The sequence below is a fragment of the Vibrio sp. NH-7 genome (assembly GCF_053643215.1).
The window spans coordinates 2,335,376-2,349,039 of record NZ_CM132187.1 but is presented as its reverse complement, the minus strand read 5'-3'; the positions used below and the strand labels follow the sequence as shown (position 1 = coordinate 2,349,039).

14 protein-coding genes are annotated in these 13,664 nt (G+C 46.8%); 11 read left to right on the top strand and 3 right to left on the bottom strand.

The window, feature by feature from the left end; all coding sequences use genetic code 11:
* Window positions 1–52 precede the first annotated feature (52 nt).
* The 11 genes from crl to pgpA all read left to right on the top strand — a co-directional run bounded on the left by crl (window position 53) and on the right by pgpA (window position 9,182).
* The gene (gene crl, locus ACUALS_RS10895) at window positions 53–442 is read left to right on the top strand and encodes a sigma factor-binding protein Crl (protein ID WP_454448355.1); all 390 of its coding nucleotides are present in this window, start codon (window positions 53–55) and stop codon (window positions 440–442) included.
* A gap of 167 nt (window positions 443–609) precedes the next feature.
* A complete protein-coding gene (proB, locus tag ACUALS_RS10890; RefSeq protein WP_038139580.1) occupies window positions 610–1,743 on the top strand; it encodes a glutamate 5-kinase in 1,134 nt (377 codons plus the stop codon).
* Between the two features lie 10 nt (window positions 1,744–1,753).
* The gene (locus tag ACUALS_RS10885) at window positions 1,754–3,004 is read left to right on the top strand and encodes a glutamate-5-semialdehyde dehydrogenase (RefSeq protein ID WP_454448354.1); all 1,251 of its coding nucleotides are present in this window, start codon (window positions 1,754–1,756) and stop codon (window positions 3,002–3,004) included.
* A 104-nt stretch (window positions 3,005–3,108) separates the two neighbouring features.
* A complete protein-coding gene (nrdR, locus tag ACUALS_RS10880; protein ID WP_038139576.1) occupies window positions 3,109–3,558 on the top strand; it encodes a transcriptional regulator NrdR in 450 nt (149 codons plus the stop codon).
* 16 nt (window positions 3,559–3,574) lie between these two features.
* Window positions 3,575–4,681, top strand: coding sequence for a bifunctional diaminohydroxyphosphoribosylaminopyrimidine deaminase/5-amino-6-(5-phosphoribosylamino)uracil reductase RibD (gene ribD / locus ACUALS_RS10875; RefSeq protein WP_454448353.1), 1,107 nt, complete (start codon window positions 3,575–3,577; stop codon window positions 4,679–4,681).
* Window positions 4,682–4,683: 2 nt separating this feature from the next.
* Window positions 4,684–5,337 carry a riboflavin synthase gene (locus tag ACUALS_RS10870; protein ID WP_454448352.1) on the top strand — a complete coding sequence of 218 codons (654 nt, stop codon included), beginning with the start codon at window positions 4,684–4,686 and terminating at the stop codon, window positions 5,335–5,337.
* A 60-nt stretch (window positions 5,338–5,397) separates the two neighbouring features.
* A complete protein-coding gene (gene ribBA / locus ACUALS_RS10865; protein ID WP_454448351.1) occupies window positions 5,398–6,507 on the top strand; it encodes a bifunctional 3,4-dihydroxy-2-butanone-4-phosphate synthase/GTP cyclohydrolase II in 1,110 nt (369 codons plus the stop codon).
* A 170-nt stretch (window positions 6,508–6,677) separates the two neighbouring features.
* Window positions 6,678–7,148, top strand: coding sequence for a 6,7-dimethyl-8-ribityllumazine synthase (gene ribH, locus ACUALS_RS10860; protein WP_005440184.1), 471 nt, complete (start codon window positions 6,678–6,680; stop codon window positions 7,146–7,148).
* Window positions 7,148–7,615: a transcription antitermination factor NusB gene (nusB, locus tag ACUALS_RS10855; protein WP_005473507.1), complete on the top strand. Its 468-nt coding sequence runs from the start codon at window positions 7,148–7,150 to the stop codon at window positions 7,613–7,615. The genes ribH and nusB overlap by 1 nt, the downstream gene beginning before the upstream one ends.
* Before the next feature lie 82 nt (window positions 7,616–7,697).
* Entirely contained in the window at window positions 7,698–8,663 is a 966-nt protein-coding gene (thiL, locus tag ACUALS_RS10850; protein WP_454448350.1) for a thiamine-phosphate kinase, read from the top strand.
* Between the two features lie 12 nt (window positions 8,664–8,675).
* Complete coding sequence (gene pgpA / locus ACUALS_RS10845; RefSeq protein WP_454448349.1) at window positions 8,676–9,182, top strand: phosphatidylglycerophosphatase A; 507 nt, start codon at window positions 8,676–8,678, stop codon at window positions 9,180–9,182.
* Between the two features lie 64 nt (window positions 9,183–9,246).
* Here the strand turns inward: pgpA and ACUALS_RS10840 are convergent, their stop codons facing one another.
* The 3 genes from ACUALS_RS10840 to map all read right to left on the bottom strand — a co-directional run bounded on the left by ACUALS_RS10840 (window position 9,247) and on the right by map (window position 13,393).
* Window positions 9,247–9,630: a DUF3461 family protein gene (locus tag ACUALS_RS10840; RefSeq protein WP_005473565.1), complete on the bottom strand. Its 384-nt coding sequence runs from the start codon at window positions 9,628–9,630 to the stop codon at window positions 9,247–9,249.
* A 161-nt stretch (window positions 9,631–9,791) separates the two neighbouring features.
* Entirely contained in the window at window positions 9,792–12,413 is a 2,622-nt protein-coding gene (gene glnD / locus ACUALS_RS10835) for a bifunctional uridylyltransferase/uridylyl-removing protein GlnD (protein WP_454448348.1), read from the bottom strand.
* Between the two features lie 101 nt (window positions 12,414–12,514).
* Window positions 12,515–13,393 (bottom strand): type I methionyl aminopeptidase, encoded by an 879-nt coding sequence (gene map / locus ACUALS_RS10830; RefSeq protein ID WP_038215581.1) that lies wholly within the window; start codon window positions 13,391–13,393, stop codon window positions 12,515–12,517.
* Window positions 13,394–13,664: the final 271 nt, after the last annotated feature.

Sequence of the window (13,664 nt, the reverse complement as noted above, 5' to 3'; positions counted from 1 at the left end):
TCCTGGAATCAGCCTTTTATAATAATTTCAGTGATGAATATGGAGATTCATAATGTCTGATACTACAAAAAAGCCGACTCACTATCGTTTGGTTTCCGTTATGAGGGCGATTGGACCTTATTTACGCGAATCACAGTGTGAAGAAGGGGCTTATTTGTTTGATTGCTTGTCTGTTTGTGTAGACGATAAAAAGTCACCAGAAAAAAGAGAGTTTTGGGGGTGGTGGTTAGAGCTCAATCTACAAGATGGTGTATTCCAAGCACGCTATCGCACTGGGCTTTACGATGTGACTGGAGATTGGCAAGAAAAGAGCATACCGAAAAAAGTGGTCGAGGACGTCAACCGTACTCAAGTGGCGTTTCATGACAAGCTCGTCGAAACCTTGAAAAGTCAATTTGCACTAGAGGTTCAAATGCACGAAGAATCTGTCGAATTCGTCTGATTTTCATCGTTTACCCTCTACCAACAACAAAAAGGCGCGTTTTCGCGCCTTTTCTACTTGTGAATTTACCATTTGATTGCTAAAACATCAGGTCTAATCAATCTTCAGCGTCTTGTTGTGACTGCGTCGATTGTGACGGTTTGTATTTATTTCATAGTAGAAAGGCAATGAATCAAGAAAGCGGAAAAGTACTACAGCCACAGACTGTGGTAGTGAAACTAGGTACTAGTGTATTAACTGGTGGAACGCTGGCGTTAGACCGAGCTCATATGGTTGAGTTGGTTCGTCAATGCGCTGAGCTAAAAAAACAAGGCCACTCAGTGGTGATGGTTTCGTCTGGCGCCATCGCGGCTGGTCGAGAGCACCTAGGTTACCCCGCATTGCCCAACTCTATGGCCAGCAAGCAACTGTTAGCGGCCGTTGGTCAAAGTCAGTTGATTCAAACGTGGGAATCATTGTTTGCTATCTACGGTTTGAAAATTGGTCAGATGTTGCTGACGCGGGCAGATTTAGAAGATCGCGAGCGCTTCTTAAATGCTCGTGACACCATCAACGCACTGGTTGAAAACGATATTATTCCCGTTGTTAACGAAAACGATGCCGTTGCGACCAGCGAAATCAAAGTTGGTGACAATGATAACTTATCGGCATTGGTTGGTATTTTGTGTGGTGCCGACAAGCTATTGCTGCTGACCGATCAAAAAGGATTATTTACAGCAGACCCTCGTAAAGATCCTAACGCTGAGTTAATCAAAGAAGTGAAAACCATTGATGATACACTGCGTAAAATTGCTGGTGGTAGTGGCACAACGCTAGGCACTGGCGGTATGGCGACTAAGTTACAAGCCGCTGATATCGCACGACGAGCAGGTATTGAAGTTATTATCGCCGCAGGTAGCGCTCCGAATGTTGTTTTTGACTCATTGAGTGATGAGCCACAAGGTACCCGTTTCCTGCCGTGTGAAGAAGCGCTCGAAAACCGCAAGCGTTGGATCTTGGCAGGTCCTGCAGCATCAGGCGACATCGTTATTGATGATGGCGCGGTTAATGCGGTGGTAGAGAAAGGAAGCAGCTTGCTTGCCAAAGGCTTGACGGGCGTGAGCGGTGAGTTCGCGCGAGGTGATGTTGTCCGTGTCACTGACGCTCAAGGTAAGCTGGTTGCACGTGGTATTGCCAGCTACTCAAGCCAAGATATGGCTAAAATCGTCGGCAAACACAGCAAAGATATTATCGGTATTTTAGGTTACGACTATGGCAGTGAAGTGCTTCATCGTGACGACATGGTCGTAATCCAAGAATAAGGAAAGAATTGTGGAACTGATTTCTATGGGCCAAGCTGCAAAAGAAGCAGCGTTTCAACTGGCGACAGCATCAACGGCACAAAAAAACAAAGCACTCGCTATTATCGCCGATGAGCTAGAAGCCAATGCAAAGGTTATTCTTGCCGCGAATGCGAAAGACATTGAAAAAGGGCGTGAAGCAGGGCTGACAGAGGCACTATTGGATCGCCTTCTGCTTAACGAAGAGCGCTTATCTGGCATTGCGAATGATGTGCGCAATGTCATCAGTCTTAATGATCCGGTTGGTAGCGAGTTAGACAGCAAAGTACTCGAAAACGGTATGTCCCTTTCTCGTCGCCGTGTACCACTTGGCGTCGTCGGGGTTATTTACGAAGCGCGTCCAAATGTCACCATCGATATTGCAGCCTTGTGCTTAAAAACGGGTAACGCGAGTATTCTACGCGGTGGTAAAGAGACATTCTTTTCTAACATGGAGTTAGTTAAAGTCATTCAATCTGCGTTGGCAAAAGCGGGTCTACCTGCTGCGTCGGTTCAGTACATTGAAAAGCCTGATCGTGAACTGGTTTCGCAGCTTCTAAAGCTCGATGAATACGTGGATATGATTATTCCACGCGGCGGAGCTGGCTTGCACAAAATGTGTAAAGAGAACAGCACGATTCCAGTCATCATTGGCGGTTTTGGTATCAGCCACATTTTTGTTGACGAAAGTGCCGATCTTGAAAAATCGCTGAATGTGGTTGAAAACTCGAAAGTGCAACGCCCATCGGCTTGTAACTCACTAGATACGCTACTTGTGCATGAAAAGGTTGCGGCGGAATTCTTACCAATGCTTGCAGAGCGTTTGGCGGACAAAGTTGCTCTAGTTGCCGAGCCAAAAGCGAAAGCCTTGCTATCAAGTGCGCGAGACTTGCGTGACGCGGGTGAGGGTGATTTTGACACCGAATGGTTGAGCTACACGTTAGGCGTTAAAGTGGTTGCCGATGTCAAAGAAGCCATCGATCACATGCGTGTTCACAACGCGAGCCACTCGGATGCGATCATGACAAATAGTCTAGAGAACTCGGAATTGTTCATCAATTCAGTGGGGTCTGCGGCGGTTTATGTTAACGCATCAACACGCTTTACGGACGGTGCACAGTTTGGTTTAGGTGCAGAAGTGGCGGTCTCTACGCAGAAATTGCACGCTCGCGGTCCTATGGGCTTGGAAGAGCTGACAAGCTACAAGTGGGTCGGTAAAGCGAACTACTTGCCGCGTAGTTAACAAAACAACCTAAAGATTGATTGAAAAAGGGGCTATCTAGCCCCTTTTGCTTTTCTTGTGATCCGCAAATCCGCTACACTGTCGAACACTTATATGGAGGTGATATGCATTGTCCTTTTTGTTCTGAAAACGATACTAAGGTAATCGATTCCCGATTGGTGGCTGACGGTCATCAAGTTCGTCGTCGCAGGCAGTGCCTCGCGTGTAGTGAGCGATTTACGACATTTGAAACCGCAGAGTTGGTCATGCCCCGAGTTATTAAGTCGAATGGCAACCGTGAACCATTCAACGAAGACAAAATGGTGGGCGGACTTCAACGAGCGCTAGAGAAAAGGCCAGTCAGTGCGGATGCGGTCGATGTATCAATCAGTTTGATTAAGTCACAGCTTCGAGCGACGGGTGAACGAGAAGTGCCGAGCGAAATGATTGGTAACTTAGTGATGGACCAGCTTAAAGAGTTGGACAAAGTCGCATACATCCGTTTTGCTTCGGTTTACCGTAGTTTTGAAGATATTCGTGAATTTGGCGAAGAAATTGCCAGACTGGAAGACTAACTGCAGGTGTAAAGGAATGCCTCAATTCACTGAAACCGATTTCAACATGATGTCGCGGGCTATAGGGTTAGCAAAAGGCGGCATCTATACCACTGCGCCCAATCCAAACGTTGGCTGCGTGATCACGCAAAATGGTGACATTGTCGGAGAGGGCTTTCACTACCGAGCGGGTGAGCCTCATGCCGAAGTTCATGCCTTGCGAATGGCAGGGGACAAGTCGGTAGGAGCCACTGCGTACGTGACTCTAGAACCTTGTTCTCATTACGGGCGAACGCCGCCATGTGCTGAAGGGCTGATCAAAGCGAAAGTTGCCAAGGTGATATGCGCAATGCAAGACCCGAACCCTCAAGTCGCTGGTCGCGGTATTCAAATGCTACGTGACGCTGGGATAGAGGTGGAAGTGGGCTTGTTAGAGCAAGACGCTATCGCTCTCAATCCGTCCTTCATCAAACGAATGCAAACGGGCTTACCTTTTGTACAGCTAAAAATGGCGGCGAGTTTGGATGGACAAACGGCATTAGCCAACGGTAAGAGTCAGTGGATTACGTCAGAAGCCGCGCGTCGAGATGTACAAAGATATCGAGCTCAAAGTGGTGCGATCCTCTCAACCAGCAAAACCGTCATTGAGGACAATGCTTCTCTTAATGTCCGCTGGAGCGACTTACCCGAGTCAGTAAAAGCTCAATACTCTGAATCTCAACTGCGTCAGCCAGTCCGTGTCATTCTTGATCGCCAGAACCAACTCACCTCCGAACTTAAGTTGTTTCAAGCTGGGGGAGAGACGTTAATTGTTGGGCCTGAAGGCGACGTTGAAATGACCCTCAATGCGGATCAGCAAATCTCACTTCAAGATACGTTTGCTACATTAGCAAGCACGCACAATATTAATCATGTTTGGGTCGAGGCTGGTGCAACCTTAGCAAGCAGTTTGATCCAGCAAAATTTAGTCGATGAACTCGTCATTTACTTAGCGCCTAAAATCATGGGTAGCGATGGTCGTGGTTTGTTAGGGGCGCTAGGATTAGAGTCAATGAGCGACGTCATTGATCTTGATATAAAAGATATAAGACAGGTGGGTAAAGATATCCGCATTGTTGCCACCATATTAATGAAAGATAATTAAGCATGTTTACAGGTATTGTTGAAGCAGTCGGCACTCTCACTGCAATTACGCCTAAAGGCGAAGATATTAGCGTTACGGTCAATGCCGGTAAGCTAGACATGGCGGATGTCAAATTAGGCGATAGCATTGCGACCAATGGTGTTTGCCTAACGGTTGTGGCATTTGGCGAAAATAGCTATACCGCTGACTTATCCCTTGAAACGCTGCAGAAAACTGGTTTTGCAGATTACCAAGCGGGTGACAAGGTCAACTTAGAAAAAGCCATGTTGCCCACAACGCGCTTTGGCGGCCACATTGTATCTGGGCACGTGGATGGCGTAGGAGAAATCGTTGAACGTAACATGGTTGGTCGCGCGATTGAGTTTTGGGTGGCGATGCCGCAAGAAATCGCCAAATACGTCGCAGAAAAAGGCTCAATTACGGTCGATGGCATCAGTCTGACGGTGAATGCATTACGTAAGAATGCCTTTAAGCTCACGATAGTGCCGCACACAGGTGAAGAAACAACCATTGCTGATTTCAATGTGGGCCGCAAAGTGAACCTAGAAGTGGATGTATTAGCACGCTACATGGAGCGCCTTCTAACCAGCCAGCAAGAGCAACAACCAGAATCAAAAATCACCATGGAATTTTTACAACAGAACGGATTTGCTTAAGTTAACCTTGCGTTGTTAACTCACTCAATTAGCCGCTAGAAGCCAAGATAGGAATGCAAAATGCCAATTAGTACCCCGCAAGAGATTATTGAAGATATTCGCCTAGGTAAAATGGTTATCCTAATGGATGACGAAGATCGCGAAAACGAAGGTGATTTGATCATGGCGGCAGAGCACGTGACGCCAGAAGCGATCAACTTTATGGCAACTCACGGCCGCGGTTTGATTTGTTTGACGATGACGAAAGAGCGTTGTGAGCGTCTTGGCTTACCTCCGATGGTGCAAGACAATAACGCCCAATATACAACCAACTTTACCGTGTCTATTGAAGCCGCAGAGGGAGTAACAACTGGTATTTCTGCGGCAGACCGTGCGCGCACGGTACAAGCGGCGGTTGCGAAAGACGCCAAAGCTGCCGACTTGGTTCAACCTGGTCATATTTTCCCACTAGCGGCTCAAGAAGGAGGCGTGCTGACCCGAGCAGGGCATACTGAAGCTGGCTGTGATCTCGCTCGTCTTGCCGGTCTAGAGCCTGCTGGTGTGATCGTCGAAATCCTTAATGACGATGGCACCATGGCGCGCCGCCCAGATTTGGAAATCTTCGCCGAGAAGCACGGCATCAAGTTAGGCACCATCGCAGACCTTATCGAGTATCGCAATAACACCGAAACGACCATTGAACGCGTCGCGGAGTGCAAGCTTCCAACCGAATTTGGCGATTTTAATTTAGTGACATTCCGTGACACGATTGACAACCAAATTCACTACGCACTGTGCAAAGGTGACTTGACCGATGTAGCTCCGTTAGTACGTGTTCACTTACAAGATACCTTCACAGACTTACTTCATAGTGATCGCAATGCTGAGCGTAGTTGGACTCTCGATGCTGCAATGAAGCGTATTGGGAAAGATGGCGGGGTATTGGTCATCTTAGGCAACGAAGAATCGACGGACTTGCTGATCCACCGTGTGAAAATGTTCGAAGCGCAAGACAAGGGCGAAGCTCCAACGTTGGCTAAGAAGCAAGGTACATCACGCCGTGTTGGGGTGGGCTCTCAGATCCTTGCAGACCTTGGCGTCCATGATATGCGCTTGTTGTCGTCGGCAAGCAAGAAGTATCACGCCCTAGGCGGCTTCGGTCTCAATGTGGTTGAGTACGTTTGTGAGTAATCGCTAACACGCACTTTGATGAAGAGGGCAAATGTTTCAGCATTTGCCCTCTTTGTTTTCAATCTGTTGTGAACAAGGCGGGTAATGCTAAATTTCCATTAGATATTGCTCACAGATTTGTGCTAGAATCCGGCGATTCTCACTTGATGAACATAGTTAAAGGAAGGCTTATGAAAGTGATCGAGGGTGGCTTCCCAGCGCCAAACGCAAAAATTGCTATCGTTATTTCTCGTTTCAACAGTTTTATTAACGAAAGTCTATTGTCTGGTGCAATCGATACTTTAAAACGTCATGGCCAAGTTAGCGAAGACAACATTACTGTTGTTCGTTGTCCTGGCGCTGTAGAGCTTCCTCTTGTTGCTCAACGCGTAGCAAAAACAGGCAAGTACGATGCGATCGTATCTTTAGGTACTGTTATTCGTGGCGGCACTCCACATTTCGACTATGTTTGTAGTGAATGTAACAAAGGTCTTGCGCAAGTTTCTCTGGAATACAGCCTTCCAGTTGCATTCGGCGTACTGACGGTTGATACAATTGACCAAGCAATCGAGCGCGCAGGAACCAAGGCTGGTAATAAAGGTGCAGAGGCTGCACTAAGCGCACTTGAGATGATTAACGTTCTTTCTGAAATTGATTCCTAATGGGGGCCAGTGTGAAACCAGCCGCACGTCGTAATGCACGTCGATTTGCTCTACAAGCAATCTACTCTTGGCAAATTACTAAAGAAAATGTTGCTACGATTGAGGAGCAGTTTTTGTCAGGTGGCAAGTATGATGAAGAAGAACATCATGCCTCAGAACCTGCACTTTCTACTCCAGACACAGACGTTGCATACTTCCGTGACCTACTAACAGGTGTTGTGCTAAGTCACACAGAGCTTGATAGCAAGATTCGTCCGTATACAGCGCGTCCAATGCAAGATTTGGACATGATGGAGTTAGCATTGCTTCGTCTAGCGATGTACGAAATGACACGTCGTGAAGATGTGCCTTACAAAGTGGTGATCAACGAAGCGATTGAACTTGCAAAAGTGTTCGCTGCAGAAGAGAGCCACAAGTTCGTGAATGGTGTACTTGATAAAGCGGCACCACACGTCCGTAAGAAGTAATCGAATACAGAATATAAAAAGGTCAGCAGATGCTGACCTTTTTTATAGGTATAAAGACACCCAAAACGAAAACAAGAACGCTATGTCAGGTGAATTTAATCTCATTGAAAAATACTTCGTCGGCCGTCAAAAGCAGCGTAACGATGTTTTGCTCGCCGCTGGTGATGATTGCGCCTTAGTTCAAGTGCCTCAAGGTTTGTCAGTGGCCATCAGCACAGATACCTTAGTCGCGGGAACGCATTTCTTGGCTGACGCCGATCCCGCTTTGGTAGCGCACAAAGCGTTGGCTTCTAATATTAGCGATTTGGCTGCGATGGGGGCGACCCCTGCCTGGGTTTCGTTCGCACTAACCATGCCTGAGCCCGATGAGGTATGGCTTGCCCCATTTTGTGAGTCGTTTTTTTCACTCGCTGACTACTTTGGTATCCAGTTGATTGGCGGCGACACAACGAAAGGCCCACTTAGCTTGACCTTAACTGTTCAAGGGCTAGTGAATCCTGAAAAAGCGCTGCGTCGCAACGGTGCTAGGGTTGGCGACCGTATCTATGTCACGGGGAATCTTGGCGACAGCAAAGCCGGACTGGATGTGATCTTGTCTGCTCAGCAGGAAGATAAACCTTATGAATCTGAGTTAGAGCAGCGACATTACCTATCGTCTCCAAGGGTGCTAGTTGGTCAATCTCTATTAGGGCTAGCAAGCTCAGCCATCGATATTTCGGATGGCTTAATATCCGATTTAAAACACATTTTAAAACGTTCTAATGTCGGCGCGAGTATTGACGTATCAACGCTTCCTGTTTCTAATGAGCTGGTTCAGTTTTTGGGAAGTGCTGAACAGGCGCAGCAGTATGCGTTGTCGAGTGGCGAAGAATACGAACTGTGTTTTACCGTCCCTGAGCAAAACCTAGGTGCTATTGAGAGTGCACTCGCGCATTGCGGTACTCAGATTACCTGTATTGGCCAAATTCGCCCAGAAGGTATGTTTGAGATTCACTCTCAAGGTAAAGCGCTCGATTGGACGCTTTCAGGTTACGATCATTTCAACTAGTTAAGCAGTATTATGGCAAACCCTTTATCTCTTATTTCTCTGAAAAATCCATGGCATTTATTGGCGACAGGGTTTGGCAGTGGCTTATCCCCAATTATACCTGGCACTATGGGAACGTTAGCTGCGATCCCCTTTTATTTACTGTTAGTGCAACTGCCTTTACCCCTTTACCTTGTCGTTGTTGCGGCCGCTTGTGTGGTTGGCGTTAAAATTTGTCAGGTCACCTCCGATGATATGGGGGTTCATGATCATGGCTCGATTGTTTGGGATGAGTTTGCTGGCTTTTGGATTACGATGCTGGTTGTGCCACTGTTTAACCTCTCGGCGACAGACTGGAAATGGTTATTAACCGGATTTGTGTTGTTCCGTTTCTTCGATATGGTGAAGCCTTGGCCAATTGGTTGGCTCGATAAACGAGTCCACGGCGGGCTAGGGATTATGCTCGATGATATCGTTGCTGGGGTGATGGCAGGCTTTGCCCTTTACGCTGTAGGCAAGTACGCAGGTTGGTTAGGGTAAGCAAGAGATTATCTACTCTAACGAAAAAGGGTTGGCATCATAACCAACCCTTTCAATCAACTATCTACTTCAGTTTATCCAGATCCGCCTCGATCTCAGCGATCTTACTTGAAACCACCTTCTCTAGATGACGCAGGTCAGACAAGATTTTCTCTTTTACATCCAACTCTGCAGACGTTTCTGGTTTAGTGATTTTATTCAGTTCATCAATAACCAAGGTTAAGTTGCGGTTGATTTCTGTCACTTCTTTGTATTTGTGACTGCCGCTGTCAACCAAGACATTTTTTACCTGTCTCGGGTATTTAAACTTAACGCTTTTCGCAAACAGTTCTCCTTTTTGCTTACGAAAATAGATTTTCAACACATCCTTATGCGCTTCTTGACGGAGTGAATAGCGCTCAATCTGTTTAGGTTCGTGAATACCTAAACCAGTGAGGTGTGGAAACATAGGCTACCTCTTTATTTGTGTGTTATACCAATCAAGACAATACGCAATAAAGCGTTTGGTCGGGCTTGGATTACTTACTGAACACTAAATAATGTAGCAGCCTATTCACGTTGTAGATAGTTGATTTTTCGAACAGTGTAACAACTTGTGGTCAAGATCGCTTAAGGTGCTAATTCTGCCACATTGCTCACTAATAGCTCCCTTAATTGGTTTTCTTCTTGCTCGGTTAATTTTCCACCATTTTCACTCGTTATGATGAATAAATCTTCTGCGCGTTCACCTATGGTCGTGATCTTGGCAGCGTGTAAGTGAACATGAAGGTCCGCGAAGGTTGCACCGACAGTCGCTAATAAGCCTGGAGTATCCAGTGCAACAAACTCCATTAAGGTACGCTTTTTACTTTTCGTTGGCAGAAAATCGACCTGAGTTTTGACGGTAAAGTGCTGCAAATTACGAGGGACGCGGCGAGTTTTGATTTTGGTCGGGCGTCCATCTTGCAAAACGTGAGTGAGGTGTTTAATGACCGCTTTATGGCGACTCTCGTCGACGACTTCACCATGTTGATCCAACACCATGAAAGTATCGAGAACATAACCGTCTTTGCTGGTCATAACTTGCGCGTCGTGAACGTTAAAGTTACGTCTATCCAACTCAGCGACCACAGTAGCAAACAGCGCATGTTGGTCTTTACTGTAGACGAACACTTCGGTGCCCCCACGGGTCGCTTTCTTAGAAATCAGGATGAGAGGCTGAGAGTGATCTTCGTGGCGAAGAAGATGCATACAGTGCCATGCGATCTGTTTGTGTGTGTGTCGTAGGAAGTAGTCCGCTTTGAAACGTTGCCATAGCACTTCGATTTCACGCGCGTTGAACCCCTCTTTGCGCAGTAGAGCGGAAGCCAATTGTTGGTTGTGACGAATACGCTCGCGCACATCCACTGGGTTCTCTAGTCCGCGGCGCAGCGCTCGTTGGGTTGAGTAGAAAAGTTCTGCCAATAAGGTGCGTTTCCAACTGTTCCATAACTCTGGGTTGGTGGCACATATATCGGCGACAGTAAGGCAGACGAGGTACTCTAGATACTCTTCATCGCGAACCTGTTTGGCAAACTCTGTGATCACCTCTGGGTCGTAGATGTCGCGTCTTTGCGCTGTGACGGACATTAATAAGTGATGACGTACTAGCCAAGCCACAAGCTTAGCTTCAGGTTTAGAAAGCCCGTGCTCAATGCAGAAGTCATAAGCTTCTCCTTCACCAATCACTGAGTGATCACCCCCACGCCCTTTACCGATATCATGGAAAATAGCGGCAATGATCAGCAATTCTTTCTTTTGAATTCTCGGGTAGACTTCACAGCAGATCGGATGCTTATCGTGATTTTTCGCGTAGCTAAAGGTGTTTATATGTTTTAGTAGGCGAATACTGTGTTCATCAACCGTGTACACATGAAAGAGGTCAAACTGCATCTGGCCGACAATTTGGCTCCACTGTGGCAAGTAAGCGGCAAGAACCCCCAACTTATGCATCAAACTGAAAGCTTTGTGCAAAGCATTTGGGTGGCGGCACAGCTCTAAAAACTTTTCGCGAGCTTCGGGAATCGTATGTAGGAACTTGTTCAAACGACGCCTTGCGGTTCGAAGTTGGCGCATGGTTGGAGGCGCAACCCCTTCAATGGTTGAATCGTTGGCGATATGTAAGAACATGTCGAGAATCGTTTCAGGGCGAGCTTGGAATAGGGCAGGCTTACGCGCTTCAATCAAGTGACCTCGGCGTTGAAAATCGTCACTTAGCACTTCTGGCTCGGCTTCGACGCCATTCTCCAAGATGGCTTGATCGAACAGCTTGAGAAGCATTTTGTTTAACTCTGCGACACGGCGTAGCGTTCGGTAGAACTCTTTCATCATCATCTCGACGCCACGATTGCCTTCGCCGCTAAAGCCTAAGCTTTCAGCCACCTGCGCCTGATGAGCGAAGGTTAGGCGGTTGTCGTAACGTTTGAGTTCGATATGCAGAGCAAAACGCACGCGCCACAAGAAATCTTGGCATTCAACCAACTCTCGGTATTCAGCATCGGTTAAAAAGCCGTAACGACTCATCTCAAGCAGTGAGGTTGCGCCGAAATGTCGACGGGCAATCCAACTTAGGGTGTGGATATCGCGAAGTCCTCCTGGTGTGGATTTGATATCCGGCTCTAGGTTGTAGGTGGTGTCGTGATAGCGAGCATGACGATCTTTCTGCTCTTTAATCTTCGCTTTGTAGAAGACTTCACTTGGCCAAAACGATTCTGAGTGAATCACCATTTTTAGCTGGTGAAAGGTATCTTCGCAGCCACAAAGTAAACGAGACTCTTGTAAGTTCGTGGCAACGGTTAAATCTTCCCGGCCGATAGTCGCACACTCTTCTACACTGCGAACTGCATGACCCACTTCCAATCTAAGATCCCAAAGTAACGTAATAAACTCACTGACTTTGGCCGCAAGAGATTCTGGCAATGTTTTGCGTGACACAACCAAAATATCAATATCGGAAAGAGGATGAAGCTCTCCTCGGCCATACCCCCCGACAGCGACCAAGCTGATGTTAGGCAGCTCGGAAAAACCAAAATGTTGCCATAAGCGGTTGAGTAGCAGATCAATGTACTCAGCTCGCCCTAGCACTAGATCGGTGACCGGATGATGAGTTAAAAACTCCACTTTTTGGTAGTTGGCAAATTCTTCTAATTGGGCTTTGAGTTCACTGATGGTGATTTGCTGATCATCGAACGTCAGCGGGGATTGAAAAGGCATACAGCAAGTCCGTGCAAAATAGTCCTATCGACCAATTTAACAGAAGGGTAGATAAAAAAATATCCCCGACTAAGCGGGGATATTAAGTGTATTGGTTACAATTAAGCGTTGTTCATCATACGCGGGATGGTGTCGTCGCTACGCAGTGTAAGCACCTCGCAGCCAGTACTGGTCACCAAAATGGTGTGTTCGTACTGAGCAGACTTCTTACCGTCACCGGTGTACACCGTCCAGTCATCTTCCGCATCAACCGTCACACCAAATTTGCCAGCGTTAATCATTGGCTCGATCGTGAAGCACATGCCTTCTTTCAGCACGCGACGATCATTGTTTTTGTAGTGGACAATTTGCGGTTCCTCGTGGAACTCGTTACCAATACCGTGGCCACAGAAATCTTTCACGATAGAGAACTTATTACGTGGGTTCTTCTTGTTGTTCTCTTTGATGTATTTCTCGATAGCGGTACCAATATCGCCCACTGTTGCGCCCGGCTTCACTTTACGCATACCGACGTAGAGTGCTTCTTGAGTCACCATGCAAAGACGTTTGTCAGCAGGAGATACCTCACCAACGAAGAACATTTTAGATGTGTCGCCGTGATAACCATCTGGACGAACGCTAAGATCTGCGCCTTCTTCATTTGGGATAATCACTGTGATATCGACGTTGATAATGTCACCGTTTTTAAGTACCGCTGGCTTCAATTGACCGTTACTGCCCACTTCATCTTGAGATGCCGGAATACCATGACACACAATGTGGTTGATGGATGTACAAATAGACTTAGGAAACCCGTGGTAATCAAGAGGTGCAGAGTACGCGCCTTTTTCAATCCCATAATCGTGACAGATTTGGTTTAACTCGTCTGTCGTAACCCCTTCTTTAATATGAGGTTCAATCATCTCTAGGATCTCAGCGGCCAACGCGCCCGCTAGTCGCATACGTTCGATTTCTTCAGCTGTTTTAATCTTGATTGACATCGGCTTTCTCTATTTACTTCGCTAGCACCAGATGGTGCGAATGGGCGCATTCTATCAGGAACAGTTGAGAATGTGTATTACTGGCAATTCCTTACTATTCGAGTGGTTGTACGCTGTTTCTCAAAGATTGGATGACTTTTGCACACTAGGTGTTGGTTTTTTTACTAGCCAGATAGAGCAAAAATATGGTATAAAGCGCGCCGGAAATGTGGTCAGTTCTCTTCACTTCTCATCGATGAAGCGGCGATGCTGGTCAGTTCCATATATACTT

Bases quoted from the DNA above. Each gene is read 5' to 3' on its own strand.
- glnD (WP_454448348.1), bottom strand. From the start codon at position 12,413: ATGCCTTTTCAATCCCCGCTGACGTTCGATGATCAGCAAATCACCATC.
- nrdR (WP_038139576.1), top strand. From the start codon at position 3,109: ATGCATTGTCCTTTTTGTTCTGAAAACGATACTAAGGTAATCGATTCC.
- ribH (WP_005440184.1), top strand. From the start codon at position 6,678: ATGAAAGTGATCGAGGGTGGCTTCCCAGCGCCAAACGCAAAAATTGCT.
- ACUALS_RS10870 (WP_454448352.1), top strand. From the start codon at position 4,684: ATGTTTACAGGTATTGTTGAAGCAGTCGGCACTCTCACTGCAATTACG.
- ribBA (WP_454448351.1), top strand. From the start codon at position 5,398: ATGCCAATTAGTACCCCGCAAGAGATTATTGAAGATATTCGCCTAGGT.
- pgpA (WP_454448349.1), top strand. From the start codon at position 8,676: ATGGCAAACCCTTTATCTCTTATTTCTCTGAAAAATCCATGGCATTTA.
- ribD (WP_454448353.1), top strand. From the start codon at position 3,575: ATGCCTCAATTCACTGAAACCGATTTCAACATGATGTCGCGGGCTATA.
- crl (WP_454448355.1), top strand. From the start codon at position 53: ATGTCTGATACTACAAAAAAGCCGACTCACTATCGTTTGGTTTCCGTT.
- nusB (WP_005473507.1), top strand. From the start codon at position 7,148: ATGGGGGCCAGTGTGAAACCAGCCGCACGTCGTAATGCACGTCGATTT.
- proB (WP_038139580.1), top strand. From the start codon at position 610: ATGAATCAAGAAAGCGGAAAAGTACTACAGCCACAGACTGTGGTAGTG.
- thiL (WP_454448350.1), top strand. From the start codon at position 7,698: ATGTCAGGTGAATTTAATCTCATTGAAAAATACTTCGTCGGCCGTCAA.
- ACUALS_RS10840 (WP_005473565.1), bottom strand. From the start codon at position 9,630: ATGTTTCCACACCTCACTGGTTTAGGTATTCACGAACCTAAACAGATT.
- map (WP_038215581.1), bottom strand. From the start codon at position 13,393: ATGTCAATCAAGATTAAAACAGCTGAAGAAATCGAACGTATGCGACTA.